This window comes from Priestia sp. D3YE.R1, from assembly GCF_049199565.1.
GTDB lineage: Bacteria > Bacillota > Bacilli > Bacillales > Bacillaceae_H > Priestia > Priestia aryabhattai.
Genome location: NZ_JBLTHW010000002.1, coordinates 984,790 through 1,010,493 on the forward strand (window position 1 = coordinate 984,790; position 25,704 = coordinate 1,010,493).

The window sequence follows — 25,704 nt, forward strand, 5'->3', positions numbered from 1 at the left end:
GCTAAAAGGGTATAAGTATATTGAAACCGCTTTTATCTTCTGTAAGAAAAACGATGGTATGCCCGCAGTTGCAAGGAGAGAAAAAGATGAGGAAACGAATCATGACAGCGCTGCTGCTTGTCACTGTTTTAGCTGCAATGGAAGGAACCATTGTCAGTACGGCTGTTCCAAGAATTACAAGTGATTTGTCAGGTATTGAGCTAGTTAGCTGGGTGTATGCCATTTATATGCTGACAACCGCTGTATCTACACCTATATACGGAAAGTTAGCAGATTTATTCGGCCGCAAAAAAGTTATGCTTGTTGGAATTATTATTTTCTTAATCGGATCGATACTTTGCGGACTTAGCTTTTCGATGCAACAATTAATTGTCTATAGAGCAATTCAAGGGCTAGGCGCCGGGGTCGTTATGCCGCTTACAATGATTATTATTGGCGACTTGTATGAAGAAGCAAAAGAAAGAGCTAAAGCGCAAGGATGGATTAGTGCAGTGTGGGGAGTTGCTGGAGTTCTCGGTCCTCTTCTTGGGGGATTTTTAGTCGATACGCTGTCTTGGCGCTATATTTTCTTTTTAAATATACCGTTTGGCCTAATGGCTTTTATTGTTCTTCTAGTAAACTATAAAGAAGAAGTGGTAAAAGAAAAACGCTATATCGATTACATTGGAGCGGTGACGTTTTCAGTTGGAACCATTGCATTTCTATACGCGCTTTTAACCGGAAGCCAGCATCAAAACTGGGGAGATCCGGTCATTATAGGATTATTTGTTCTAGCTGTTCTGACATTCATTGGCTTTATTTATATCGAAAAGAAATCGCCGGAACCTCTTATTCCGCTTGAGTTGTTTTCCATTCGAAGTGTATCTGTTATAAACTTATTAACACTTCTTGTCGGATCAGTAGTTATTAGTATTACGGTTTACCTTCCAATTTGGAGCCAAGGAGTGATGGGAAAAAGTGCAACCGCTGCTGGTTTTGTCTTAATGCCCATGCCAGTATGCTGGACAATTGGTTCACTGCTTTCAGGGAATTTAGTAGGGCGTCTTAAAACGCACTCCATCCTTACGCTAGGAACGGCAATCGTAAGTACGGCATGTTTTATGCTGTTTTTAGTCTCCACGCACTCACCCGTATTTTTAATTTATGTAGCCGTTGGGGTTCTTGGGTTAGGAATGGGGATTATTACGCCTATCTTTATGTTGGTTATTCAATCAGCAGTCCCAGCTAGCAAAAGAGGAGTAGCGGTGGCTCTTAATACGTTTACAAATACATTCAGTCAAACGCTAGGTTCTGCGGTGTTTGGTACAATTTTTAACTTAGTGACGCTTTCACAAGCAAAGAAATTAGGGCAAGAAAATTTGAATGCTTCGTTTGAAACAGGCGGGGTACCAGCAGAAGAACTGTCAAAGCTTCATGAAATTCTTGCATCAGGTGTTCACATTATTTACAGCGGAACGTTTTTAGCTGCTTTGCTAAGCTTTGCTGTCTCATGCTTATTAGTAAAAAACGGACATAAAAAAATAAAGAACATATCTGTGCAAAAGTAACGGAAGAGACTGCTACAAAAGTATTTTAATTGAAGGAAAATCCGAACGAGTTTGATTAAGGACCAAACTCGTTCGGATTTTTTTATTGGTATGGTGAATGTAGGTTTCATGTATGGAGGTGCTTTTAGCTGTTGATTCAGTTATGTATCAGTCTCTTTTTTAAAAGAATTATCAAAGAGAGAAAAGAAAAAAGATATTGTCTAATAACGTTCCGGAAAAATCGTTAACAGAAGGAAGAATTTTTATTATTGCCGAAAATTTCTTATTTTTTGTATTTTTAGTATGGACATTTACTGGGTTGTTGATTATTATAAATTCTATAAGTGTTGAATTTTAAGCGCTTACAAAAGAAACATTTGTCTTTCTCAGGAATACACTTGATTTTTAATTCATATACTATAAGTGCTTGAATTAATCTTTTAATGGGGAAAAGAGAAGTTTATAAGACGTGTTGAACAACAATGAGGGGGTATGGAAGATGACAAGCAGACGTTTAAAAGAATTCTTGAATAATAATTTAGAAGATTTAAAAGATAAAGGGCTATACAACGTCATTAATCCAGTAGAGGGACCAAACGGACCTGTTATTCAAATTGATGGAAAACAATTAATTAATTTATCATCCAACAACTATTTGGGGCTTGCTACAGACGAAAGGCTTATTAACGCGTCCAACCAAGCCACTGAAAAATACGGAGTGGGAGCTGGAGCTGTCCGAACGATTAATGGAACTCTAGATATTCATATTAAGCTAGAGGAAAAGCTTGCCGAGTTTAAGCATACGGAAGCAGCTATAGCTTACCAATCTGGCTTTAACTGCAATATGGCAGCCATCTCTGCAGTTATGGATAAACATGACGCGATTTTATCAGATGAGCTGAATCACGCTTCAATTATTGACGGATGTCGGCTATCAAAAGCAAAAATTATTCCTTACAAGCATTCGGATATGGAGGATCTTCGTGCAAAAGCAGGCGAAGCACAAAAGTCCGGTGCCTATAATAAAATAATGGTAATTACCGACGGTGTATTCTCAATGGATGGAGACATTGCTAAGCTTCCCGAAATTGTAGAAATTGCAGAGGAATTTGATTTAATCACATACGTAGATGATGCTCACGGGTCGGGCGTATTAGGTAACGGTATGGGCACAGTCAAACATTTTGGCTTATCTGAAAAAGTAGACTTCCAAATTGGAACCTTGTCAAAAGCGATTGGAGCTGTAGGTGGATACGTAGCTGGAAAAAAAGACTTAATTGACTGGTTGAAAGTACGAAGCCGCCCGTTTTTATTCTCGACTGCTATTACACCAGGCACGGCTGCTGCATGTATGAAAGCGATTGAAATTCTAAGCACAAGTACGGAGCTGCAGGATCAAATGTGGGAAAACAGCCGTTATTTAAAGCAAGGATTAAAAGAGCTGGGCTTTAATACCGGCGAAAGTGAAACACCTATTACTCCGTGCATTATAGGAGATGAAAATCAAACGCAGGTTTTTAGTGAGAGATTAATAGAAGAAGGGGTATACGCTAAATCAATTGTTTTCCCTACCGTTCCAAAAGGAACAGGACGCGTGCGCAATATGCCAACGGCTGCTCATACAAAAGAAATGTTAGATGAAGCACTTCGTATCTACAAAAAAGTAGGCAAGGAAATGAAATTAATCTAATCGTTGAATTTAGGCAGTACATGAGGAGGATATTGAGATGAAAAAAGTATTAATAACGGGGTCTCTAGGACAAATCGGTTCTGAATTAACAATGAAAATGAGAGAGATGTACGGTTCAGAAAATATTATTGCCACTGATATTCGCAAGACGGCGAGCGATGTTGTGACTTCAGGTCCATTCGAGATTTTAGACGTAACGGATCAGACTGGTTTATTTGCGATCGCCGAAAAGCATAAAGTCGATACGATTATTCACTTGGCTGCGCTGTTATCAGCGACAGCCGAGCAAAAGCCGCTTCTGGCGTGGAATCTCAATATGGGCGGATTAGTAAACGCGCTCGAAGTAGCGCGTGAGCTGAAGTGCCAATTTTTCACTCCAAGTTCAATTGGTGCATTTGGTCCAACGACTCCAAAAGACTGGACCCCTCAGGATACGATTCAACGTCCTACCACGATGTATGGTGTTAATAAAGTAGCGGGTGAATTACTTTGCGATTACTATCATCATAAATTCGGAGTCGATACACGAGGGCTGCGTTTTCCAGGCTTAATTTCATACGTAACGCCTCCAGGTGGAGGGACAACGGACTACGCTGTTGAAATTTATTATGAAGCCGTTAAACATAAGCGTTATACGTCTTATATCGACAAAGGAACATATATGGATATGATGTATATGCCTGATGCACTAAACGCTGTTATCCAACTAATGGAAGCAGACGGTTCTAAGCTGAAGCACCGAAATTCATTTAACGTTTCTGCTATGAGCTTTGATCCAGAACAAATGGCAGCGGAAATTCGAAAAACGATTCCGGAATTTGTGCTGAATTACCAAGTAGATCCTGTTCGACAAGCAATTGCTGAAAGCTGGCCTAACCATATAGATTCCAGCTGTGCTAAGGAAGAGTGGGGGTTTAAAGCAGAATATAACCTAGAAAAAATGACGAGAGAGATGCTGGGAAAGTTAAAAGTTGAATCACAGCTTGTCTTAACGTAAGCAGAGAAAAATGATTTCTTCCTCGAAAATAAAGTAAGCGCTTACTAAAAGGCAGATTGCTTGTTTATGCAAGTTCTACTTCGTAACAGTGGTGGACAGTACACATAGATCTTCTGCCCCTTTAAGTGAGCGCTCGTTCGTTGAATAATCAGCACCCTTTTAGGTATTCGTCTGTTAAAATAATAAGGGGATAGAAGGGAGGGAATGACAGTTGAACAATAAATTTCAACAAGTTAATGATTTTTCAATGGGAAGATTAACATCTTTACTCGTTCTTTTACACAATACGGAACTAGCTGAAGGTATTGAAAAGGAAATCAATGAGAGAGGATATAGCTACACAGTAGGAAAAGTCGGAGCGATGGAACTGTCTAAAGTCGTGGCGGCAATTGAAACGAGCGCCAAGACAAACAAAATTATTAATGCCCAGTCGTACCGGGAAGTTCACGCTCTTTATCATGCTATACTTGAAGCCATTCAAGGAGTGAGTCGAGGAACGCTGCAGCTAGGTGATATTTTACGGACAGTAGGACTCACATTTTCAATTGTGCGCGGAAAAATTGAGTTCTCAGGATCAAGCGAGGAATGGATTAGTGTTTGTGTGTATGGAACAATAGGTGCGCCTAAAAAAGGCTTTGAACATGATACGTTAGGCTTTGGTTTTAACCATATCTAAAGAGTAATTGATGAAATAGTATGATAATAAAAAGCGAGTAGCAGATGTACATAGCTGTTTTAAAGAAGATATTTTTCTTATTGAAAGGTTCTGTGCGGCGTGTTAACATAGTGATTAATATAATAACTGCCTTTAAGACGGTCCAGAGAGGCCGAAAAGGACGGATAACTTGTTTGCTGCTTCTATGCCTATCTGTGCCCTTTTGCCCTCTGCGACAAAAGGGCTTTTATGCGTTACTTACCTCTTTTAAACGAAGTCCAGAGAGGCTTCAAAAGAGAATGGACATATATTATTTATCCATTCCTTCAAAAAAGAAAGAGCGTTTATACAGACAGAATACAGTGGAGGGTGGAACAACATGAATTATCGTAACAAGACAGTTGTAGCATCAGTAGCAGGTTTGACGTTAGAAGGGATGGACATTATGTTTATCTCGTTTGCTATGTCAATGATTATTGCTGAATTTCACATTGATTTAGCAACAGGTGGACTTATTTCTTCTATTACAAATATAGGAATGCTCATAGGCGGCGTAATCTTCGGAATTTTAGCAGATAAGTTTGGAAGAGTGCGGGTTTTTACCTACACGGTTCTTTTATTTGCAGTCGGAACGGCATTAACAGGTTTTGCAGCAAATGTGGAACAAGTGTATGCTTCACGATTTATTGCCGGAATTGGGGCTGGAGGAGAGTACGGAATCGGTATGGCTCTTGTTGCAGAAGCGTGGCCGAAACATAAGCAAGGAAGAGCCTCATCTTATGTTAGTATTGGCGCACAATTTGGAGTTATTCTTGCGGCGCTTTTAAGTTCTCTGATCCTGCCGATGTTCGGATGGAGAGCCTTATTCTTTGTCGGAATTATACCCGTCATTTTTGCTTTTATCGTACGAAAAAATTTAAACGAATCTCCTGAGTGGCTAAAAACTCAAAAAGAGAAAACAGCGGTTGCTAAAAACAATGGCAAGCTTCGCCAACTATTTGCTACGCCTAAGACAGCGATGACAACCATTTCGCTGGCAGTGATGGCTACCGTTCAAATTGCAGGCTATAACGGACTCATGATATGGCTTCCGTCTATGCTTCAGCAATCACAAGGCCTCTCTGTTTCAAGTTCAGCTCTTTGGACAATCAGTACAGCCGTTGGAATGATTATAGGCATGCTAACATTTGGGCAATTTATGGATCGTTTTGGATCCAAACGTACCTTTGGAATCTTTCTTCTTGCTTCTGCTTGTGCGGTATTTTTATACTCGTATGCCGAAGGAAGTGCAGGGCTGCTTATAGGAGGAGCTGTGGTCGGATTTTTCTCAAATGGAATGTTTGCGGGATACGGAGCATTGATAAGCAGCCACTATTCAGTAGAAGTTCGCAGTACTGCAACGAACACCATTTTTAACTTTGGGCGAGCGCTCGGAGGCTTATCACCAATTCTTGTCGGCTATCTTTTGCAAAGCTATGATATGACGGTAGCGATGACGTACTTGGCAGGGCTGTACTGTATTTCGTTTGTTTTTATGGTGAGTCTTAAAAAAACGGGAGAAAAAAAAGTAAAACAAATGAACGCTCAGTCTGCTCTTTAAAATAAAAAATAGATTCTATGCTTTTCTGGAAAAACCGCGCTTACTCAAAAGGGCGGTTTTTTGAGTGTATAAAAAAATAAGTTTAGATGTTGTAACGTTGTTTCTTTCGCAGATGCTTTATTAACAAAGATGTCTACATTATCTATAAAAATATTTATGGATAAGCAGATATTTTCTAATTTGTATTATAGTAATTCCTCTCTTACAATATGGTGTGTAAGGCGGAAACAGAAAATACTATCTTTATTTGCAGGAGGACGTTACTATGTCTAAACATATATTAATGGTCGTAACAACGGCTGACAAAATGAAAGAAAATCATCCAACAGGCCTTTGGCTTTCAGAATTTGGTGAAGCGTACGTAGAGTTCGAAAAAGCTGGATTTACGATTACTGTAGCAAGTCCTCTAGGAGGAAAAGCGCCGGTGGATGCTCGCAGCCTTGAAGGAGAGACTTCTCAAGAAATCTTAAATACAGCTAGGCATCTAGAGAATACCCTAAAACTTGATACAATTACAGACAGTGCTAAATTTGATGCTGTTTTCTTACCAGGCGGTCACGGCACAATGTTTGATCTGCCAGATAATCAAACGCTCCACGCTTTAATTCGTGAACTATACGAAGGAGACAAAGTAGTAGCCGCTGTATGCCACGGACCCGCAGGCTTAGTAGGTGTTACATTATCAGATGAAAAGCCGTTGGTCGAAGGAAAAGATGTCGCTGCGTTTACAGATGGTGAAGAACGTGAAACAACATTGGATCGCTTCATGCCGTTTCTTTTGGAAACACGTCTGCGTGAACTTGGGGCAAATGTAGTAACTGCTCCAAACTGGACAGATAATATACAAGCAGATGGAAACTTGATAACAGGTCAAAATCCTCAGTCAACAATCAGTGTAGCAAAAGCAGTCGTGAAAAAATTATTGAAATAAGATGTAAAAAAGCCTGTAGGCTTATAGACTACAGGCTTTTTTATGAACAGCATGAAGAAAGAACGCTGTAGATAATGTGTATGTTTTGCTGTCTTGCACTAGAGAGATTAATCATCGTACAAAAAAATGATGGTTAGTGTAATGAATACCAAAAGAGGGAAGCTTTTTATAAAGAATATTTTTTAAAAGAAATGAGGAAAAACGATGTCAGAAATTATTGTTAACGCCATTTTGCAAGCCAAGCCAGGAAAAGAAGAAGAGCTTCGATCAGAGTTAGTAAAAGTTATTGAACCATCAAGAAAAGAAAAAGGATGTATTCAATACACTCTCCACCAGGATACAGACAAAGCAGGCACATTTGTTTTTTATGAGAAATGGGAAAGCAAAGAAGATGTTGAAGCTCACATTGAAACACCTCACTATCAAGAATACAGACAGCAAACAGAACCGTTAATTGAAAGCAGAGCGGTACATCGTTTACAAGAAGTACTTTAATACAAAAGAGGCTGGAGCAAAAGTGTTTTAGTTGAAGGAAGATCCGAACGAGGAATCAAGATTCTTGATGGAGAATCAAACTCGTTCGGATTTTTTTGTGGTAATGGTGAATGTGAGTTTCATTTAGTGAGACCAAACAGGAGCGTAAGCGAGGAGGCTCATCGACCGCCTACAGAAAGAGAAGGCTTGCAGGGAAACCAGCAGCGGTATCACAAACAATCCATACTAGCTCCTTTATCCAATTTGTTCATCTTTTAGATGTGATTGATTTCGCTATGACTCCATCCCTGTTTGTTATAAAGAACTAAAAAACTTCAGGGGGAAAATAATTTCAGCTGCGAAAAGCCGATTGGAGCAGTGAAAGAAACAAAAAATAATAGAAGCGGCGTTTGAGAAGCAGACAGGCGGGTAGATAAAAACTAGATGACATAGTTCAACAATTAACAAACTAAAAGGAGAGATCAAATCAATGCGTACAAATTTAAAACACTTTATTAACGGAGAATGGGTTGAATCAACAGGAAACGAAACGTCAGATGTGATCAATCCTGCTACTGAAAAATCAATTGGTAAAATTAGCTTAGGTACAAAAGAAGATTTAGATAAAGCCGTGGCAGCAGCTAAAGCAGCGCTTCCCACATTTTCAAGAACAACAAAAGAAGAGCGAATTAAAATGCTTCGCAATATTGCAAAAGGGTATGAAAAGCGTAAACAAGAGCTTATTGAAGTTATGACTGAAGAGCTTGGCGCTCCTTTAAAAATTTCAGAAGAAGTGCACTATGAAATGGGACTTAGCCACTTTAAAGAAGCAGCTAATGCACTTGAAGATTATACATTTGAAAAAGATCATGGAAGCTACAAGGTCGTAAAAGAGTCTATTGGAGTAAGCGGACTTATTACACCATGGAACTTCCCAACAAATCAAACGTCTACTAAAATTGCAGGAGCTATCGCAGCAGGAAGTCCAATGGTATTAAAACCATCAGAACTTACACCGTATGCAGCGATGATATTAGCAGAAATCATTGATGAAGCTGGTGTACCAAAAGGTGCCTTTAACCTTGTAAACGGAACGGGAAGCACAATCGGTGACGGTATTAGTTCTCACCCGGACATTGACTTTGTATCATTTACAGGGTCAGGTGCTGTAGGCGAGAAAATTATGCAAAACGCGGCTAAAACAATCAAAAAAGTAGCCCTTGAGCTAGGCGGGAAATCACCGCTAGTTGTATTAGAGGATGCGGATGTAGAAGAAGCGGCTAAAATAGCAGTTTCACACATTGCAATGAATACAGGACAAGTATGTACGGCAGCAACGCGCATTATCATTCCTGCCTCTATGAAAGAAAAATTTGAAGAAGCAGTGAAGAAGGTTCTACCATCATTCCCGGTTGGTGATCCGTTAAATAAAGACAACGTAACTGGACCGCTCGTAGCGGAAAAGCAGTGGGATCGCGTACAGGATTATATTAAAAAAGGAATGGATGAAGGTGCAAAGCTTCTTACTGGCGGAACGGGCAAACCAGACGGCTTAGAAACAGGATACTTTGTTAAACCGACAGTCTTTACTGACGTTTCAAATGATATGGTTATTGCACAAGAAGAAATCTTTGGACCTGTAACCACTATTATCACGTATGATGATCTAGAGCAAGCTCTTGAAATTGCAAACGATACAATTTATGGACTTGCAGGCTATGCGGTCGGAAAAGACCAAGAAACACTTGACTATGTTGCTAAAAACATTAGAGCTGGTCAAATCATCGTCAACGATGCCGAGCAAGACAGAGCTGCCCCATTCGGTGGATTCAAACAATCTGGTATTGGACGCGAGTGGGGAGCATTTGGTATTGAAGAATATCTAGAGCCAAAAGCAATCATGGGCGTTAAAGTTCCGGCAAAAGTATAATTGATGTAAAAAAAGAAAGGAGTTTTTCTCCTTTCTTTTTTTTATGGATACATAAAAGAGAGCTAGTAAAAGAAAGAATAACGAAAGCAAAGGTGGATAGCATAAACGTGTATCACGTATATGAAATAACACGCTAAAGGAGGGAATTATAAAGTGAATAGAGAGATGCACGGAAGTTCATCAACGGAAAGCTTTATCCCCATGAGCTCTGTAGCCAGTGGAAAAGGAGTCGAAGTGGCGCCGGATATCTACAGCTACACTACACAGATTGTTAACGTATGTTTTATAGGAAATCCAGACAAAGAAAATAGTTTTGTACTTGTGGATGCGGGAATGCCTAATTCGGCTTCTATGATTATCAAAGAGGCAGAAGAAAGGTTTGGAAAAGGAAAAAAACCAAAAGCAATTATTCTTACACATGCACATTTTGATCATATTGGATCTATTATTGAATTAGTGGAGAAGTGGCAAATACCGGTATATGCACATCCGCTTGAACTTCCATATGTGACGGGTAAAAAAAATTATCCCACACCGGACGGCACAGTCGAAGGCGGGCTTGTAGCAAAGCTTTCTCCGCTATTTCCAACGGAAGCCATTGATTTAGGTTCTCATGTGCAAGCTTTACCAGCCGACGGCTCTGTACCCCATATGCCGGAATGGGAATGGGTTCACACCCCTGGTCATTCTCCAGGACATATTTCTCTTTTTAGAAAGCAGGATCTTACGCTTATCGCCGGGGATGCTTTTGTTACCACTAAGCAAGAATATTTACTGGATGTACTAGAGCAAGAATTGGAAATTAGCGGTCCTCCTCGTTATTTAACTACGGACTGGGCATCTGCCAAAAAATCAGTTGAAGTGCTTCAGTCACTTCATCCATCTGTGGCGGTGACAGGACATGGAAAACCGGTTTCCGGCGAATGGCTTTCAACTAATTTATTGAAGCTTACGAAGAATTTTGATGAGATTGCTCGTCCTGATTACGGAAAGTATGTATAAGGCTAAAGAAAAAAGTTTACTCTTTAAGCAGCTCTTAAAAGCTGCAGGTGAAGATCAAAAGCTCTACGAACTCAGTGAGTTCGTAGAGCTTTTTAGTTTTTCGTATAAAAGTAAAAAAAGTTATAACTACCCTTATTAAAAATTTTGCTGAATAGCCTGCTGCGCTTCGCGTAAGTGTCTTAAGTGTTCTTCCATTCGTCTTAATTCTTTATCACCAGACGCCGCTTCTTTTTGTTCATTAATTTGCTGCTGAACGATATTCAAATGCATTTGAGCATTTTGAAAATTAGCTCCATTCAAATTCATCTGTCCTTGATAAACAGCCTGCTCAGCTAATTGTAGTGCTTCTTTAATATGAGTGTATGAATTCATGCCTCTCATCCTTCTGTATAGTATTTACAGTTAACATGCGCTGGTTTTTCGCAGCTATACAAAAGGATTTAGAAATAAAATAAAAATTACGTAGTACAAGCTAAGTAGGCTGCATACATTTATCATAGTTCAATTTATAAAACCTCAGAAGCAGGGAGGGATACATGTGGGAGCTTTTTTCAGCTATATGTTGTTAGGGCTATCGTTAGCCGCACCAATCGGCCCTATCAACGCCGCTCAGCTTGACAAAGGAATTAAAAATGGTTTTTTACATGCTTGGTTCTTAGGGATAGGAGCAACATCAGTTGACGCTCTTTATATGCTTGTAGTTTATTTTGGGTCCGTTCATTTTTTAAGCAGCGATTTTATGAAAACATTTCTTTTTTCGTTTGGATGCTTCGTATTAATTTATACCGGTATTGAAGGATTAATGAGCGCAGGGAAAATTACACAGCATCGGAACGCAAAAGGAGATTCGGTAGTAAAGTGTTTTTTTTCAGGTTTTTTCATTTCATTAACAAATCCGCTTACTATTCTTTTTTGGCTTGGTATTTATGGCTCTGTTTTAGCCAAAACAGCTAATACATACGAAACAGAACAGCTTATTTTATACAGCTGTGCTATTTTTACAGGGATTTTATGCTGGGATATTGCTATGGCAGCTTTAGCAAGCACTTTTCGAAGGTATTTAGCGGCGACGTTTTTGACTGCAGTCTCCGTTATATCCGGCCTTTCTCTAATAGGATTTGGTATATATTTCGGCTGGCAAGCTGTACAGCAATTCATTATTTAAAAGAGGAGAAAGCAGAACTGAATTTAAAGCGTTTTCTATCTGCTGAAAAATAGTAGAAAGCTGTCTCTTTTTGCGCATAAATTTTTCAAACTATCACACACTACATCAAGGTATAAGGAGTGATAGTATGAAAAAGAAAATAGGCTGCGGAAGTCAGGTTGAAGGGAAATTAAAATGGTGGCAGCTGTCTTTAATCGGAGTAGGGTGCATAATCGGTACAGGCTATTTTTTAGGATCAAGTATTGCAATAAAAGCCACGGGTCCCTCTGTATTAATTGCTTTTTTACTAGCAGCAGTATGTACATTTATTGTATTTGACGCTCTTGCTAAAATGAGTGCTCAAGATCCTCAAAAAGGTTCGTTTCGCTCCTATGCTAAAAAGGCTTATGGAAGATGGGCAGGATTTAGCAGCGGATGGGTGTACTGGAGTTCAGAGATGCTGATCATGGGGAGTCAGCTCACGGCTTTATCTCTTTTTACACGTTTTTGGTTTGAAGATATTCCACTGTGGGTCTTTGCCTCTATTTATGCTGTTTTAGGCATTGCTGTTGTATTAATCGGAACAAAAGGCTTTGAACGAATGGAAAATGTATTTGCTGTCACAAAAGTGGCTGCTATTTTAATGTTTATTGTATTAGCTAGTCTGGCTTTATTTGGATTTCTTGACGAAGGTGCCAAACAAGGAGTGCCGCGAACGATAAGTGAAGTATTTCCGCACGGGTTTTTAGGTTTATGGGGCGCTTTGCTTTATGCTTTTTATGCTTTCGGCGGCATCGAAGTTATGGGGATCATGACGGTTCGTTTAGAAAAAAAAGAAGACGCACCGAAAGCGGGAAGAAGTATGCTTATTCTCCTTGGAATTATTTATATTGTTTCACTGAGTTTAGCTATTTTAATTGTGCCATTTCATGATTTTCATGGAAATCAAAGTCCATTTATAACGGCTTTAGAAACATATCATCTTCCATTTTTCCCTCATGTTTTTAATGGAGCAATGATTATTGCGGGTTTCTCAACAATGTCAGCGTCTTTTTTTTCCGTAACAACAATGATTGTCACTCTTTCAGAAGATGGGGATGCTCCTGCATTGTTTTCAAAACAAAAACAGAAAAAGCTCCAGTTTCCTTTACCGGCTTTACTTTTAACAACAGCAGGATTAATTGTTTCTATTGTTCTTTCCTTGCTATTGCCCGGGAAAATTTATGAGTACATTACAACAGCAGCTGGACTGATGCTGATTTATAATTGGTTCTTTATTTTAATTTCTTTTCATCGCTTAATCAAACAAACCGTTTGGGATAAGGTAAAGCAAGCTGTTGGTCTCTTATTAATCCTGCTAGCAGTAAGCGGTACGCTGTTAGAATCTGCAAGCAGGCCAGGTTTCTTTGCAAGCTTAGGCTTTCTAATTGTCATAAGCCTTGTTATTTTAAAACTGCGCCATAAGTGGAAAGAAGAAGAAGCCGCTAGCTAACATATATTTAATCTTTATGAGGGACACTATGCACGTTGTACAATTACAAAAATAAAAGGTGGTTATGAACATGCCAAAAAACAAGCAGACTCCTTCTTCACAAGTAGATCAAAAACAAGTAGTAGATGACAAAGCGAAAGCGCTACGAGAAAATAATTATGAAGATGGTCATATTCGCAAGATAACTCAAAGCGGAGCAGACGGCCAATAACAAAAAAAGACGCGTTCGCGTCTTTTTTTGTTGAAGTGTATCATCCTTACCAACGATGAGCTTTTGCATTACTTCGCAAGATGATGTTCGTTTGAGACATCTCTGTATGTCCATTTACTTGGGACTTTGAACGCTTCGGTCTCGTCCAGTTGTGGCGGAATAGTTCTGAATGCTGATCTACTTGATTTTTATCATTCATCATAATCACCTCAAGGATAGGATACTTTCACAAGATATTTACGGTGAAATATCTCTCTTATAGAATGGGATAAAAAAGAAGAAATACACCTAACACTTTTAACCATACATATAAAGGGAGTGCCTATTCATAAACTATAAAGGGCAACTTCTCACTTTGGGTTAAGCTTCGGATTTATAAAGTAAAACTGCCTTAGTGGGGACTAAGGCAGTTTTTTAGTGGAGTAATCAAACTTCAATAATGACAGGAAGGATCATAGGTCTTCTTTTGGTTTGGTTATATAAAAATTGGCCAAGTGTTGTCTTGATTTCTTTTTTCATAATGCTCCATTGGTGAACATGAGATTTTTGTAATTGATTTACAATTTTAGTCACTTGTCGGTTAACATCTTTTAATAACTGCTCTGAATCTCTGGTATAAACAAAGCCTCGTGAAATGGTATCTGGACCAGACACAATTTTCCCTTCCGCTTTATTCAGAGTAATAACAATAACCAGCATACCATCTTCTGAAAGCTGTTTGCGGTCACGTAAAATCGCGTTGCCAACATCTCCAATGCCAAACCCATCTACATATACATTACCTGCAGGGATTTTTCTTGTTTGAACAGCTGCTCCGCCCTTGATATCAACAATATCACCGTTATTTATAATGAAAATGTTCTCTTTTTCCACCCCGACGGATTCTGCTAATAAGCTGTGGTGATGAAGCATTCGAAACTCGCCGTGAATCGGGATAAAATACTTTGGCTTCATCAATGTAGCCATTAATTTTAGCTCTTCTTGATAGCCATGTCCTGATACGTGCATACCTGTTGCGCTTCCTGACCCGTAAATCACATGAGCTCCGAGTGTGAAAAGACTGTCGACAATACGAGAGATATTACGTTCATTACCAGGAATAGGCCCTGCTGATAAAATGACCGTGTCTTCAGGAAGAATCTCTACTTGTCGGTGATTTCCGCTGGCTAATCTAGATAGAGCGGCCAGCGGCTCGCCTTGGCTTCCAGTACAGAGAATAGCGACTTGTTCAGGCGCAAGTGAATGTACTTCATAAGGTTCAATTAGCATCCCTTCAGGAATGGTTAAATACCCTTTCTCTAACGCAACTGATACAACGTTAACCATGCTTCTTCCTAGCAGCGCAAGTTTTCTGTTCGTTTTAATCGCTGCATCTACAATTTGCTGTACGCGGTTAACATTCGAGGCGAAAGTAGAAATAATCACTTTTCGCTTTGCTTTACGAAAAGCTTCTTCTACATGTTTACCAACTAGCTTTTCTGAAGGCGTAAATCCAGGGCGCTCAGCATTTGTGCTTTCTGATATTAAAGCCAGTACACCTTCACTTCCTATTTTTGCCATTTTATGAAGATCTGGATATTGGTCGTTAACAGGAGTTAAATCAAACTTAAAATCCCCGGTATGCACAACAGCTCCTTCAGGCGTATGAAAGACAATGCCAAGACAATCTGGAATGCTGTGATTCGTTTTAAAAAAAGAAAGCGGAATATTGCCTAATGTAATTTCTGATTCTTCGTTGATTTCAATAAGCTCCGTCTCAGCAGATAATTGATGTTCCTGCAGTTTAATGTCGATTAATCCGAGTGTAAGGCTTGTTGCATAAATGGGGAGGCTTAACTGTTTTAGAAGATAAGGAATACCTCCGATATGATCTTCATGACCATGCGTAACAACCAGTGCTCGAACTTTTTCTCGATTCTCTTGTAAGTATGTAATGTCAGGTATAATCAAATCAATTCCTAATAAACTTTCGTCAGGAAATTTAGAGCCGCAGTCAATTACAATGATGTCATCATCATATTGAACGGCATACATATTTTTTCCTATTTCATTAATGCCGCCTAAAGCAAAAATGGATAGTGTGTTTCTATTTGTACTCACGCTTGTTTCCTCCTATATTTTCAAAATGGATATACAGAATTTCTACTCTTAGTATGAACATTTATTTCTGGTGCATTCTGTTAAATATGGATATTTTGTTTTTTATTGGATATGAGGATGCAAGTAAAAAGAAAAGAAGGTCATTTTCCTAATACTACCTCTTATTTTCTTTTTATAACTCCATAAAATATAGACGTTACACATGGAGGTGGATGGAATGAGTAAACAAAATAAAAGCAAAAACCAAGGAGTCAGCAGCAGTGCAGCAGCTGTCGATAATGTGAATAAAAGTATTTTATCAAACGATATTCATACAGATGAGCTTCAAAAAGCAAAAGTAAGTCGTCATAATAAGTAAAAGAATGACAGACAAAAGAGCAGCTTTGAGCTGCTCTGAATAAAATAGAGATAGGGAAGTGAAAAACGTGTCAGAACACAAAAATTCTCAGTATAAAGAAGAAAATAAGTCAACGCCTAGTCGTCCTCTTGAATATAAAGAACGGGCGAACGAATCAAAAAGTACACGTCAAATGCTGCGCAGTATTCTCGAATATTCGAGTCGATATCGTTAATAAAATTTTACATATAAAACTGTAAGGATAAGTGGGCAATTTAAAAGTTGAAGCACCGCTTTACTACATAAAAAGCAAGCGGCTATGCTTGCTTTTTTGATATATAGCCCTGTACATATTGAAAAAAAACCATACATACGTTATTTTAGATAAACGTATGTATAATGGTAAACCTGTACATTTATTTTGGGGAAAAAGTTAAAGTTTGGAGAAAAGAAGTGGGGGATTTTATGAATTTACATGATTTTGTTCATGGAGTAGATCCAACAATAAAGCTAGTTATTGAAGATGAGTTTCCTGGAACGCGGTGTGTAGGCGGAAAGTACGTTCCTAGCACGCATTCTATTTTTTTATATGAAAAAGATATTAAAATACAGTGTCGGCACTTGTTTGGTTCAAATGAGTGTTTAGAATCTTATCAATGGATTATTTTAGCTCATGAATTAGGCCATGCGCTAGATGAAGACCTTTTGTCTTTGAGTAAAAAGTTTGATGAAACAGAAGATATATGGCTTCTGTATCAAATTGAATGTAATGCTTGGGAGATAGGAGAGAAATTGATTCCTTTTATTGATTCAGAGCTATTCTCATCCATAAAAGATGAATCGTTAGCCCATTATCATAAAGAGATGGAAAAGATTAGTTAGAAGAAGAAAAGTTCCAGTGGCTTGTACTATAAGGAACTTTTCTTCTTCGAGTTGTTTATATACTTCAAATACTAGTTAATTATTACGCTGGCTGCTGCTGGATCTGCCGCCTTTTTTTCCAATTTCCTCGTAAAATTCTTTACCTTGATTTTTGGAAGTAGCTTCTCCGCCTTTTTCACCAATTTCTTGATAAAACTCTTTGTCATGATTTTTGGAAGTAGCTTTTCCACCTTTTCTTCCTGCTTCTTCACGACTCATTTTTTCATTCTTTTTATTAGTTGCCATCTTGCATCCCTCCTAATAAATTTGAATTCATAGTCTGTCTTCCCGGTCAAAAAAGGATTAAACTGGTTATTTTTTATTTTTTCTAAAAATTAGATTTTTCTCAAAACTAGCAGATCGCAAAGCGCTGTATAGCAGTATTTATTAAGTTGAAAATAATCTTAAAAAAAATTATATGAAATATGATATGGTTAATAGAAATAAGAAAAAGGAGCTTAGAAACATGTCAAAATATGTAGAAATGGATAACGCTTCGCTGCGACGGAAAATACAAGAATACAAAGAATTAATTTGGAGAGTAGGGCCAGGAAGTGAAAGAACTATAGAAGCTGTTCAAGAGATTCAAGGAATGGAAAAAGAGTTAAAAGCACGCAACGCAGAATTTGAAGCTACGGATTGGAAAGCTTTTACTCGGGAAATAAAAGAAAACTACGATTTTACTTACTAAGAAGACACATTCATAATAATGTGATTGAAATAAATGTCTCCAAGTAGAAGGCTTTCTCTTTTCTACTTGGAAACGATAGAAGTAGTATGAAGACGATTAAGAAAAATGATCCAGTATCAGTGAAGCAAGTAATCCAAGTGCAGCAATCAATCCTGTAATAGATCCTCCTTCTTCATAGGCCTCTGGCATCATTGTAGAACCTACCATAGCAATAATGCCGCCGCCGGCAAAAGCAGCAATAGCAGCCATAAGTGTCTCAGATGCATGATCTAAAAAAACAAAGCCTGTCCATGAGCTAAAAGCTGAAATGAACAAAACAGCTGCCCATAGTAAAAGAATTTTCTTTTTAGAGAATCCGCTTTTTACTAGACCGGTCGTACTGGACAGTCCTTCAGGAATATTACTTATAAAAATAGCGATAACAAGAAGCCAGCTAACGGTTGCATTTTCAATTAAGCTAGCTCCAATCATAATGGACTCTGGGATTGCATCCATTACGGTTCCTATAAATATAGCAATTCCAGAACTATTCGCGGCCATTTGTTTTGTAGACCTCTTTCTTTTATTCGCTCCTTGACGTGAAATTAGATAGTCTAAAAAAGTAAAAACGAGAGCTCCCGCAAGGAACCCAAGAGAAGTAGCTTTTAACCCTCCGGTATGAACCGAGTCTCCAAGCAGCTCATAGGTAGATGCTCCAATTAATACACCTGTCCCAAAAGCCATAATATAACCAATTATCTTTTTGCCAATAGGCAAAAAAACTGCTGCCAAAGCACCAAGAAGGACAGCTGATCCTGAAATTCCGCCCCACATCGCAGCTTGCCACATGAAAAATCCCTCCTCATCTCTATTTTCTATGGATACTTTCCCTAAGAAGAGAAAGTGAAAACGTAAAAGGAGAAGAAAGGAATTTATTCGATTAAGTAGTGGTTTCATTTCGTTATCCTTGAGAAAGAGAGTATTCCAGCATCCAAGCTGAGCCTGTATTTATTTTTAATATTCATAAAATTTTAATTATACTGAAATAAAAAACTATTTCACGGAGATGACTGATTTGACAAAGGTAAATGGTTTACTAAAGTGTTTTTCTGAAAAAAACAATTGTATTTCTGAGGAAAATTTATTATTATAAAATAAGTAATTATACAGTCGAATAGCTAAAAATAGAAAAAATAGTTTAGTTGTAAAGGTACTAGGTAAAAATGGAATGATTTAAACATGACAGCTGTTCCATCAGAAACAGAAAGTATCTTTCCTAACAGAGCTATAACAAGTTTAGGAGGAGGAAATGGAATGGCAGACAAAGAGCTAAAAAGAGGCTTAGAATCTCGTCACATTCAAATGATCGCGCTTGGTGGAACAATTGGCGTTGGATTATTTATGGGATCAGCAAGCACGATTCAATGGACAGGTCCATCGGTATTGCTTGCTTACGCAATTTGCGGAATGTTTATTTTCTTTATTATGCGTGCTATGGGCGAAATGCTCTACATGGAACCAAGCACAGGTTCATTCGCTACATTTGGCCACAAATATATTCATCCATTAGCAGGTTATATGGCTGCGTGGAGCAACTGGTTTCAATTTGTAATCGTAGGGATGTCCGAAATTATAGCGGTAGGAGCATATATGCATTACTGGTTCCCTCATTTACCAGCTTGGGTGCCTGGTATGATAGCTATGTTGATTTTAGGCGCAGCAAACTTAATTTCAGTAAAATCATTTGGAGAGTTTGAATTTTGGTTTGCGATGATTAAAATTGTAACGATTATTTTAATGATTATCGCAGGACTTGGATTAATTTTCTTTGGATTTGGAAATGGTGGAGACGCCATCGGATTATCAAACCTTTGGGCACACGGCGGCTTCTTTACAGGCGGATGGTCAGGCTTTTTCTTTGCACTATCTCTTGTTATTGCAGCTTATCAAGGAGTCGAGCTAATTGGGATTACAGCTGGTGAAGCAAAGGATCCTAAAAAAACGTTAACAAGCGCGATTCAAAGTATCATTTGGCGTATTTTAATTTTTTATATTGGAGCTATTTTCGTCATCGTGACGGTATATCCTTGGAATGAGTTAGATTCTTTAGGAAGTCCATTCGTATCTACATTTGCTAAAGTTGGTGTTACGGCAGCAGCAGGTATCATTAACTTTGTAGTCATTACGGCAGCGATGTCAGGCTGTAATAGCGGAATTTTTAGTGCAGGACGCATGCTTTATACGCTTGGTGTAAACGGTCAAGCACCTAAATTCTTTACAAAAATTTCTCGCAACGGCGTTCCAATTTACAGTACACTCGCTGTTATGATTGGATTAGTAATTGGTGTTATTTTAAACTACATCGCTCCACCTAATGTATTTGTTTATGTATACAGTGCTAGCGTGCTTCCTGGAATGATTCCTTGGTTCATTATTCTTATCAGCCAAATTCGTTTCCGTAAAGCTAAAGGTGCTGAAATGGATAGTCATCCTTTCAAAATGCCCTTTGCACCTGTAACGAACTATGTAACCATTGCTTTTCTACTAATGGTGCTTGTAGGCATGTGGTTTAATGATGAAACGCGTATTTCACTTATTGTAGGAGTTATTTTCCTCGCTCTCGTTGTCATTAGTTTTTACGCATTCGGAATAAATAAACGTATGATACCTGATACAGAGAACGATCAAATTAACAAATAAATATGCTTTTTCATAATCGAAAAGCAAAACAAAAAAACGGCTGATAAAAGTCGTTTTTTTGTTTTGTTTAAATAAAAGACATAAGAAAAAATGTCATTGTGTACTGATAGTTTGGATAAACTATATTCGTTCATATAACGTAAAGGAGCGAATGTCATGAGAAGTCACAGATATATTATCAAAGATTCACTAAAAGCTGATGAAGTTGCCAAAGATTTGGAACTGCAGCTGGACATAAACCGAATGTCGGATGTCAGAATTCTTTCGGTAAATGCACAAAACGAAATACTCGTTCAAATGCAGGAGGAGAACGAGGAAGCAGGAGATGTTATTGATGTATTTATGAAAGAGTATAAAACAGGAGAAATTATTGAATAGCACGTAATTGAGAAGAATATTGAGTGGTTTTGTTGAATAAATAAAAAGAAAACACCTTTATTTTTTATTGAAAAAGAAACGGACGTAAGAAAACTTCTTGTTTATCAAGAAGTTTCTTTTGTATCTGAATAGTAGTTTGTATACGTAGGGGAGAGGTGATGAAGGTGAAAAAAAATGGTGAAGGTCACGTCCTTTTTATTATTCTCGGAGGCCTGTTTATTTTAATAGGTACACTCTTTGCAAATACCTCCGTTTATTTTCTCATCTCCGGATGGATAGCAGCTGTCTGTTGTTTGGGAATCAGTGCTGTACTAAAGAAAGGAAAAACAAAATCAGTCAGTAAAGAGGATGAGCAATAATAATTTTTATATAAAGATGGAAATTAAATATATAAAAAGGAAGAATGGATATCCATTCTTCCTTAAGTCATGGTGTGTATGAAATTGTCTTAGAAACGTCCGCCGCCAAGTTGTTGCTCAGCTAATTGTACAAGACGTTTTGTGATTTCGCCGCCTACTGATCCGTTTGCACGTGCAGTAGTGTCAGCTCCTAAATTTACTCCGAACTCGCTAGCGATTTCATATTTCATTTGATCGATTGCTTGTTCAGCTCCGTATACTAATAATTCATTATTATTGCTGCTTTTATTGTTTGCCATTGTATTCAACTCCTTTCTGTAACGTTAAGGTGTGAATAAAGGAAGAAGAATATGCAACAAACTGATATTTATTTTATAAAAAACGTATTTTTACGTTGTTTGCCCTTCTAGAAGTTTAACTGGAAGACAGATTTCACGGGGGACATTACTAAATTCTCCTTCAATTTCTTTTAGTAAAATATCAATGGCTGTTTGAGCAATCGATTCAATGGGCTGTTGAATTGTAGTTAGACCAGGTAACAAAGTCTGACTGGCTTCCGTTCCGTCATAGCCCACAATTTTTAAATCTTTTGGGATGCTTTTTCCTCTTTTTTGTGCTTCAGCAACTACTAAAGCTGCAAGTAAGTCATCGCTTGCAAAAATACCATCTACTTCCGGATGTTCTTCAAAAACCTTAGAAATAGTTTCTCGCTGAATGTTGCGGTCAAAGGTATTTGAAATTTCATACGTGATAGGCTGTTTTCCGTACTGTTTCATCACGTTTTCATAAGCTTTCCTTCTTAAGTTAGCTGGAGTTTCAAGTTTAAGGGGACCGTTAATATGAATAATATGCTTACAATCTTTTGAAATAAGCAATTCCGTGGCTTGTTCTCCTCCAGAATAGTTATCAGAAGATACGGTAGGAATACCTTTTGATAAATAATGATCCACTGCTACTACAGGAAGGCTTTGACTTTCGGAATCAAAAATACCTCTATTATAAGTAACGGCAATAACACCGTCTACCTGATTTCTGATAAGCATTTCTACATATTTTTTTTCTTTATCAATGCGATTCAGACTGTTACAAAGAAGTACTTTGTAGTTGAGGGAAGCACATATACTTTCAATATGAAAGGCTAACTCTCCGAAAAAAGGGTTGCTTGTTTGCGGGACAATCATACCGATTAAATTTGTTCGCTTATTAAATAATGAACGCGCAATATCATTTGGGAAATAATTAATTTCTTTCATTGCTTTATAAACATTTTCTCGCGTTTCTTTGCTTATGTAACCACGGTTATTTAATACACGAGAAACTGTAGTCGGTGAAACACCTGCAATTTTTGCTACATCACTAATTTTGGCTTTCATCTAGTTTCCTCCTAATTTCTCCAAAACCTTGCTTTACCAGACATGTAAAAGTCTTAAAATAAATGCAATCAAGCAAGCAGCTTTCCAGTCGCTACGTTTTATTTTGATACATAAAAATCTATGTGAGGATTGTAAACGGTTTATTGAACAATTTAAACATACCATAAAGCTCACTTTTACGCCTAATACAATCTTTTTGCCATATAAAATGTGAAACCGGTTGACATATGAAACCGGTTGACATAAAATCAAATTGAAAGTGCTTTCATTTTGTTAGATAAAAGATTTTATATCTTAAGCTAAAGGGGTAACTAAAATGAAAAGTTCAAAAAGTTTATATTGGAAGCTGAGTGCATATTTTTTCTTCTTCTTTTTTACGTGGTCGTCGAGCTACTCTTTATTTTCTATCTGGCTAGGGCAAGAGATTAAGTTGAACGGATCAGCTACAGGCTTAATCTTTTCTGTAAACGCTATCTTTGCTTTGTGTATGCAGCCTTTGTACGGATATATATCTGACAGGATAGGTTTAAAAAAACACATTTTACTTTTTATTAGCTGTCTTTTAGTGTTTGTAGGACCATTTTATATTTTTGTTTATGGGCCTTTGCTTCAATACAATGTGTTGATAGGAGCTATTATTGGAGGCTTATATTTAGGAGTAGCGTTTTTGGCGGGCATCGGAGCGATTGAAACATACATAGAGAAAGTCAGCCGGAAATATAAATTTGAGTACGGGAAATCTAGAATGTGGGGGTCATTAGGCTGGGCTGCAGCTACATTCTTTGCAGGACAACTATTTAATATTAATCCTCATATTAATTTTTGGGTGGCATCCGTTTCAGCGGTTATCCTAGTGGCTATTATTTTTTCTGTGAAGGTAGAAATGAGCAGCTATGAAATGGAAAAAGCTGAATCCGTCACGCTGAGAGATGTAGGTAATTTATTCTTATTGAAGGAATTTTGGCTTTTTATGATTTATGTTGTTGGCGTTACGTGCGTGTATGGAGTATACGATCAGCAATTTCCTATCTATTATGCATCTTTGTTTCCTACTGAATCGATAGGTAACCAAGTATTTGGCTACTTAAATTCGTTTCAAGTATTTTTAGAAGCTGGAATGATGTTCGCAGCACCGTTTATTGTAAATAAGATTGGTGCAAAAAATAGTTTGATTTTAGCAGGATTTCTAATGGGATTTCGTATTATTGGGTCAGGACTTGTGGTTGGTCCAATTGGAATATCTTCAATGAAGCTTATTCATGCATTAGAACTTCCTATTATGCTCATTGCCATCTTTAAATATTTGGCAGCTAACTTTGACACGCGCCTATCTTCTATACTTTATTTGGTTGGATTCCAATTCGCTTCACAAATAGGTGCTTCAGTCCTTTCACCCATAGCGGGAGGATTATATGATAGCGTAGGTTTTTCCCGTACCTATTTAATTATGGGAGGTATGGTTTTGGTATTTAACGTTGTTTCCATGTTTACACTACTAAACTCTAAAAAACATAAGTTTATAAGAAAAGATGTACAAGAAAACACGCAGATTATATAGGGGGATATGATGATGTTAACGATAAATAAAATCGAGCAAGCTCAAAATTCATTAAATGAAGCAGAGAAAAAGGTAAATCATCAATATCGGTTGGGGTATCATATTATGGCGCCAGCGAACTGGATTAATGATCCGAATGGATTGGTTCAGTACAAAGGAGAATATCATGTTTTTTATCAACATCATCCTTATGACGAGAATTGGGGCCCGATGCACTGGGGACATGTAAAAAGCAAAGATCTTGTTCATTGGCAGCATTTACCGATTGCTTTAGCTCCTGAAGATGCATTTGATAAAGATGGATGTTTTTCTGGAAGTGCCGTGGATAACGAAGGAGAGCTTACGCTAATTTATACAGGACATAATTATATAGACAAAGAACTGGATACTTTTTTTCAAAACCAAAATATAGCTGTTAGTAAAGACGGCATTACCTTTGAAAAAGCAGAGGTCAACCCAGTTATTGCTGAGCCGCCGGCAGATAGCTCTCATCATTTTCGAGATCCTAAAGTATGGAAGCACGAGGATTTCTGGTATATGATTCTAGGAAACTCAACAAAGAAACAAGAGGGACGTGTTATCTTATACAGGTCTTCAAATTTACGACAGTGGGAATATGTTGGCGTCCTTGCTAAAAGCGATGGAGATCTAGGATACATGTGGGAGTGTCCGGACTTCTTTGAGTTAGACGGAAAGCATGTGTTAATGATTTCTCCTCAAGGGATAGAAGCAAAAGGTGATTCCTATCACAACCTTTTCCAAACGGGATATTTAGTTGGAGAATATAGTTATGAAACCAATACATTTCATCATGGGTCATTTACTGAATTAGATCACGGCCACGATTTTTATGCTGTTCAAACGCTTTTAGATGATAAAGGAAGACGAATTGCAATTGGATGGATGGACATGTGGGAAGCTAATATGCCAACGAAAGAGGATGGATGGTGCGGTGCGCTAACGCTTCCGAGAGAACTAACTTTAAGAGAGGATAAAGTGTTAATGAACCCCGTCCAAGAGCTTACATCACTTCGGAAAACTCAGTATAATATGCTAACCAATAAAGCTCTTTCTAACAGCTATGTAGTAGAAGTAAATGAAGACTTGCTAGAGATACAAGCTGTATTTGATTTAGCGGACTGCCAAGCTTCATCGGTAGGAATAAAAATTCGTGGAATAAACAATGAAGAAACGCTTATGTGTTATAACCTTAATGAGCAAAAGCTATTGCTTGACTGTACTCACTCGGGAAAAGAAGATGGAGTTAGGAAAGTAGCGTTACAAGCAGGTGAGACACTAGCTTTACGAATATTTGTGGACCGTTCTTCCATTGAATTATTTGCAAACGAAGGACAAGCGACCATGACGAGCCGTATTTATCCAAAAGAAAGCAGGCTCGGAATTGAATTATTTACTGAAGGAGGAAACGTAATCGTAAAAGAGTTAACGTATTGGAATTTAAAAGATATTTGGGGGTAAAATACAGAGGAAGAAGTATATTAATACTTCTTCCTTTTTTGAGCATTTAATAGCTCGTCAACAAAGTGGAGGTATACAAATGGATAAGGCACTTTAGATTAAAAGTATAAGCAAATACGATATAATAGTAAAAGAGAAAATAAATGAAAGAGAAACTGTCCTGCTCTAAGATGCCTC

The 25,704-nt window shown here is 37.9% G+C and carries 27 protein-coding genes and 1 pseudogene; 21 read left to right on the forward strand and 7 right to left on the reverse strand.

Annotated features, from left to right (window positions below; all coding sequences use genetic code 11):
* Window positions 1–86: 86 nt before the first annotated feature.
* The 9 genes from ACOZIR_RS17205 (at window position 87) to ACOZIR_RS17245 (ending at window position 10,805) form a co-directional block, all read left to right on the forward strand.
* Window positions 87–1,547, forward strand: a complete 1,461-nt coding sequence (locus tag ACOZIR_RS17205) for an MDR family MFS transporter (RefSeq protein ID WP_045291423.1) — start codon at window positions 87–89, stop codon at window positions 1,545–1,547.
* A gap of 478 nt (window positions 1,548–2,025) precedes the next feature.
* A complete protein-coding gene (locus tag ACOZIR_RS17210; RefSeq protein ID WP_045291421.1) occupies window positions 2,026–3,216 on the forward strand; it encodes a glycine C-acetyltransferase in 1,191 nt (396 codons plus the stop codon).
* 37 nt (window positions 3,217–3,253) lie between these two features.
* Window positions 3,254–4,213, forward strand: a complete 960-nt coding sequence (locus ACOZIR_RS17215) for an L-threonine 3-dehydrogenase (RefSeq protein ID WP_421535719.1) — start codon at window positions 3,254–3,256, stop codon at window positions 4,211–4,213.
* A gap of 211 nt (window positions 4,214–4,424) precedes the next feature.
* A complete protein-coding gene (gene hutP, locus ACOZIR_RS17220; RefSeq protein ID WP_045291416.1) occupies window positions 4,425–4,889 on the forward strand; it encodes a hut operon transcriptional regulator HutP in 465 nt (154 codons plus the stop codon).
* A 358-nt stretch (window positions 4,890–5,247) separates the two neighbouring features.
* Window positions 5,248–6,468, forward strand: a complete 1,221-nt coding sequence (locus tag ACOZIR_RS17225) for an MFS transporter (RefSeq protein ID WP_045291415.1) — start codon at window positions 5,248–5,250, stop codon at window positions 6,466–6,468.
* A gap of 265 nt (window positions 6,469–6,733) precedes the next feature.
* Window positions 6,734–7,399, forward strand: coding sequence for a type 1 glutamine amidotransferase domain-containing protein (locus ACOZIR_RS17230; RefSeq protein WP_045291413.1), 666 nt, complete (start codon window positions 6,734–6,736; stop codon window positions 7,397–7,399).
* A 204-nt stretch (window positions 7,400–7,603) separates the two neighbouring features.
* Entirely contained in the window at window positions 7,604–7,894 is a 291-nt protein-coding gene (locus ACOZIR_RS17235; RefSeq protein WP_045291412.1) for a putative quinol monooxygenase, read from the forward strand.
* 469 nt (window positions 7,895–8,363) lie between these two features.
* On the forward strand, window positions 8,364–9,803 hold the full coding sequence (locus ACOZIR_RS17240) for an aldehyde dehydrogenase family protein (protein WP_025749256.1): 1,440 nt from the start codon (window positions 8,364–8,366) through the stop codon (window positions 9,801–9,803).
* Window positions 9,804–9,956: 153 nt separating this feature from the next.
* Entirely contained in the window at window positions 9,957–10,805 is an 849-nt protein-coding gene (locus tag ACOZIR_RS17245; protein WP_340141444.1) for an MBL fold metallo-hydrolase, read from the forward strand.
* A 135-nt stretch (window positions 10,806–10,940) separates the two neighbouring features.
* Here ACOZIR_RS17245 and ACOZIR_RS17250 read toward each other — a convergent pair whose 3' ends face one another.
* Window positions 10,941–11,177, reverse strand: coding sequence for a hypothetical protein (locus tag ACOZIR_RS17250; protein ID WP_014460820.1), 237 nt, complete (start codon window positions 11,175–11,177; stop codon window positions 10,941–10,943).
* Window positions 11,178–11,343: 166 nt separating this feature from the next.
* Here ACOZIR_RS17250 and ACOZIR_RS17255 point away from each other — a divergent pair, with 166 nt between their 5' ends.
* From ACOZIR_RS17255 to ACOZIR_RS17265, 3 genes are all read left to right on the forward strand, one after another.
* The gene (locus tag ACOZIR_RS17255; RefSeq protein WP_045291406.1) at window positions 11,344–11,970 is read left to right on the forward strand and encodes a LysE family transporter; all 627 of its coding nucleotides are present in this window, start codon (window positions 11,344–11,346) and stop codon (window positions 11,968–11,970) included.
* Between the two features lie 127 nt (window positions 11,971–12,097).
* On the forward strand, window positions 12,098–13,441 hold the full coding sequence (locus ACOZIR_RS17260; RefSeq protein WP_045291404.1) for an amino acid permease: 1,344 nt from the start codon (window positions 12,098–12,100) through the stop codon (window positions 13,439–13,441).
* A 70-nt stretch (window positions 13,442–13,511) separates the two neighbouring features.
* Window positions 13,512–13,652, forward strand: coding sequence for a hypothetical protein (locus tag ACOZIR_RS17265; protein ID WP_013082476.1), 141 nt, complete (start codon window positions 13,512–13,514; stop codon window positions 13,650–13,652).
* 46 nt (window positions 13,653–13,698) lie between these two features.
* Here ACOZIR_RS17265 and ACOZIR_RS17270 read toward each other — a convergent pair whose 3' ends face one another.
* Together ACOZIR_RS17270 and ACOZIR_RS17275 are read right to left on the reverse strand one after the other, a co-directional pair.
* Window positions 13,699–13,851 carry a YpzG family protein gene (locus ACOZIR_RS17270; RefSeq protein WP_013056278.1) on the reverse strand — a complete coding sequence of 51 codons (153 nt, stop codon included), beginning with the start codon at window positions 13,849–13,851 and terminating at the stop codon, window positions 13,699–13,701.
* A gap of 227 nt (window positions 13,852–14,078) precedes the next feature.
* Window positions 14,079–15,752: a ribonuclease J gene (locus ACOZIR_RS17275; RefSeq protein ID WP_045291402.1), complete on the reverse strand. Its 1,674-nt coding sequence runs from the start codon at window positions 15,750–15,752 to the stop codon at window positions 14,079–14,081.
* A gap of 217 nt (window positions 15,753–15,969) precedes the next feature.
* Between ACOZIR_RS17275 and ACOZIR_RS17280 the strand changes: the two genes are divergently transcribed.
* From ACOZIR_RS17280 to ACOZIR_RS17290, 3 genes are all read left to right on the forward strand, one after another.
* On the forward strand, window positions 15,970–16,110 hold the full coding sequence (locus tag ACOZIR_RS17280; RefSeq protein ID WP_013082478.1) for a hypothetical protein: 141 nt from the start codon (window positions 15,970–15,972) through the stop codon (window positions 16,108–16,110).
* 67 nt (window positions 16,111–16,177) lie between these two features.
* Window positions 16,178–16,324, forward strand: coding sequence for a hypothetical protein (locus ACOZIR_RS17285; RefSeq protein ID WP_155017158.1), 147 nt, complete (start codon window positions 16,178–16,180; stop codon window positions 16,322–16,324).
* Window positions 16,325–16,554: 230 nt separating this feature from the next.
* Window positions 16,555–16,971: a hypothetical protein gene (locus ACOZIR_RS17290; RefSeq protein WP_045291530.1), complete on the forward strand. Its 417-nt coding sequence runs from the start codon at window positions 16,555–16,557 to the stop codon at window positions 16,969–16,971.
* Between the two features lie 81 nt (window positions 16,972–17,052).
* Here ACOZIR_RS17290 and ACOZIR_RS17295 read toward each other — a convergent pair.
* Window positions 17,053–17,256 (reverse strand): annotated as a pseudogene (locus ACOZIR_RS17295) (KGG domain-containing protein); the annotation flags it as partial.
* A 220-nt stretch (window positions 17,257–17,476) separates the two neighbouring features.
* On the opposite strand from ACOZIR_RS17295, the gene ACOZIR_RS17300 reads away from it, so the two are divergent.
* Window positions 17,477–17,701: a hypothetical protein gene (locus ACOZIR_RS17300; RefSeq protein WP_025749248.1), complete on the forward strand. Its 225-nt coding sequence runs from the start codon at window positions 17,477–17,479 to the stop codon at window positions 17,699–17,701.
* A 96-nt stretch (window positions 17,702–17,797) separates the two neighbouring features.
* Here ACOZIR_RS17300 and ACOZIR_RS17305 read toward each other — a convergent pair whose 3' ends face one another.
* Window positions 17,798–18,529 (reverse strand): ZIP family metal transporter, encoded by a 732-nt coding sequence (locus ACOZIR_RS17305; RefSeq protein WP_340141443.1) that lies wholly within the window; start codon window positions 18,527–18,529, stop codon window positions 17,798–17,800.
* A gap of 465 nt (window positions 18,530–18,994) precedes the next feature.
* On the opposite strand from ACOZIR_RS17305, the gene ACOZIR_RS17310 reads away from it, so the two are divergent.
* The 3 genes from ACOZIR_RS17310 to ACOZIR_RS17320 all read left to right on the forward strand — a co-directional run bounded on the left by ACOZIR_RS17310 (window position 18,995) and on the right by ACOZIR_RS17320 (window position 21,117).
* Window positions 18,995–20,380, forward strand: coding sequence for an amino acid permease (locus ACOZIR_RS17310; protein WP_216142376.1), 1,386 nt, complete (start codon window positions 18,995–18,997; stop codon window positions 20,378–20,380).
* Between the two features lie 156 nt (window positions 20,381–20,536).
* A complete protein-coding gene (locus tag ACOZIR_RS17315) occupies window positions 20,537–20,758 on the forward strand; it encodes a hypothetical protein (RefSeq protein ID WP_016763596.1) in 222 nt (73 codons plus the stop codon).
* A 158-nt stretch (window positions 20,759–20,916) separates the two neighbouring features.
* Complete coding sequence (locus ACOZIR_RS17320) at window positions 20,917–21,117, forward strand: hypothetical protein (protein WP_045291392.1); 201 nt, start codon at window positions 20,917–20,919, stop codon at window positions 21,115–21,117.
* Between the two features lie 89 nt (window positions 21,118–21,206).
* Here the strand turns inward: ACOZIR_RS17320 and ACOZIR_RS17325 are convergent, their stop codons facing one another.
* Both ACOZIR_RS17325 and ACOZIR_RS17330 read right to left on the reverse strand, forming a co-directional pair.
* Window positions 21,207–21,416: an alpha/beta-type small acid-soluble spore protein gene (locus ACOZIR_RS17325; protein ID WP_013058452.1), complete on the reverse strand. Its 210-nt coding sequence runs from the start codon at window positions 21,414–21,416 to the stop codon at window positions 21,207–21,209.
* Window positions 21,417–21,506: 90 nt separating this feature from the next.
* On the reverse strand, window positions 21,507–22,490 hold the full coding sequence (locus tag ACOZIR_RS17330; protein WP_045291391.1) for a LacI family DNA-binding transcriptional regulator: 984 nt from the start codon (window positions 22,488–22,490) through the stop codon (window positions 21,507–21,509).
* A gap of 316 nt (window positions 22,491–22,806) precedes the next feature.
* Between ACOZIR_RS17330 and ACOZIR_RS17335 the strand changes: the two genes are divergently transcribed.
* On the forward strand, window positions 22,807–24,048 hold the full coding sequence (locus tag ACOZIR_RS17335; RefSeq protein ID WP_340141442.1) for an MFS transporter: 1,242 nt from the start codon (window positions 22,807–22,809) through the stop codon (window positions 24,046–24,048).
* A 21-nt stretch (window positions 24,049–24,069) separates the two neighbouring features.
* Entirely contained in the window at window positions 24,070–25,527 is a 1,458-nt protein-coding gene (locus ACOZIR_RS17340; RefSeq protein WP_340142146.1) for a glycoside hydrolase family 32 protein, read from the forward strand.
* The last annotated feature ends 177 nt before the right edge of the window (window positions 25,528–25,704 follow it).

Excerpts from the sequence above, each read along its gene's own strand:
- ACOZIR_RS17205 (WP_045291423.1), top strand. The coding sequence starts at position 87 with ATGAGGAAACGAATCATGACAGCGCTGCTGCTTGTCACTGTTTTAGCT.
- ACOZIR_RS17210 (WP_045291421.1), top strand. The coding sequence starts at position 2,026 with ATGACAAGCAGACGTTTAAAAGAATTCTTGAATAATAATTTAGAAGAT.
- ACOZIR_RS17215 (WP_421535719.1), top strand. The coding sequence starts at position 3,254 with ATGAAAAAAGTATTAATAACGGGGTCTCTAGGACAAATCGGTTCTGAA.
- ACOZIR_RS17225 (WP_045291415.1), top strand. The coding sequence starts at position 5,248 with ATGAATTATCGTAACAAGACAGTTGTAGCATCAGTAGCAGGTTTGACG.
- ACOZIR_RS17230 (WP_045291413.1), top strand. The coding sequence starts at position 6,734 with ATGTCTAAACATATATTAATGGTCGTAACAACGGCTGACAAAATGAAA.
- ACOZIR_RS17235 (WP_045291412.1), top strand. The coding sequence starts at position 7,604 with ATGTCAGAAATTATTGTTAACGCCATTTTGCAAGCCAAGCCAGGAAAA.
- ACOZIR_RS17240 (WP_025749256.1), top strand. The coding sequence starts at position 8,364 with ATGCGTACAAATTTAAAACACTTTATTAACGGAGAATGGGTTGAATCA.
- ACOZIR_RS17250 (WP_014460820.1), bottom strand. The coding sequence starts at position 11,177 with ATGAATTCATACACTCATATTAAAGAAGCACTACAATTAGCTGAGCAG.
- ACOZIR_RS17260 (WP_045291404.1), top strand. The coding sequence starts at position 12,098 with ATGAAAAAGAAAATAGGCTGCGGAAGTCAGGTTGAAGGGAAATTAAAA.
- ACOZIR_RS17265 (WP_013082476.1), top strand. The coding sequence starts at position 13,512 with ATGCCAAAAAACAAGCAGACTCCTTCTTCACAAGTAGATCAAAAACAA.
- ACOZIR_RS17270 (WP_013056278.1), bottom strand. The coding sequence starts at position 13,851 with ATGAATGATAAAAATCAAGTAGATCAGCATTCAGAACTATTCCGCCAC.
- ACOZIR_RS17280 (WP_013082478.1), top strand. The coding sequence starts at position 15,970 with ATGAGTAAACAAAATAAAAGCAAAAACCAAGGAGTCAGCAGCAGTGCA.
- ACOZIR_RS17290 (WP_045291530.1), top strand. The coding sequence starts at position 16,555 with ATGAATTTACATGATTTTGTTCATGGAGTAGATCCAACAATAAAGCTA.
- ACOZIR_RS17300 (WP_025749248.1), top strand. The coding sequence starts at position 17,477 with ATGTCAAAATATGTAGAAATGGATAACGCTTCGCTGCGACGGAAAATA.
- ACOZIR_RS17305 (WP_340141443.1), bottom strand. The coding sequence starts at position 18,529 with ATGTGGCAAGCTGCGATGTGGGGCGGAATTTCAGGATCAGCTGTCCTT.
- ACOZIR_RS17310 (WP_216142376.1), top strand. The coding sequence starts at position 18,995 with ATGGCAGACAAAGAGCTAAAAAGAGGCTTAGAATCTCGTCACATTCAA.
- ACOZIR_RS17315 (WP_016763596.1), top strand. The coding sequence starts at position 20,537 with ATGAGAAGTCACAGATATATTATCAAAGATTCACTAAAAGCTGATGAA.
- ACOZIR_RS17320 (WP_045291392.1), top strand. The coding sequence starts at position 20,917 with ATGAAGGTGAAAAAAAATGGTGAAGGTCACGTCCTTTTTATTATTCTC.
- ACOZIR_RS17325 (WP_013058452.1), bottom strand. The coding sequence starts at position 21,416 with ATGGCAAACAATAAAAGCAGCAATAATAATGAATTATTAGTATACGGA.
- ACOZIR_RS17330 (WP_045291391.1), bottom strand. The coding sequence starts at position 22,490 with ATGAAAGCCAAAATTAGTGATGTAGCAAAAATTGCAGGTGTTTCACCG.
- ACOZIR_RS17335 (WP_340141442.1), top strand. The coding sequence starts at position 22,807 with ATGAAAAGTTCAAAAAGTTTATATTGGAAGCTGAGTGCATATTTTTTC.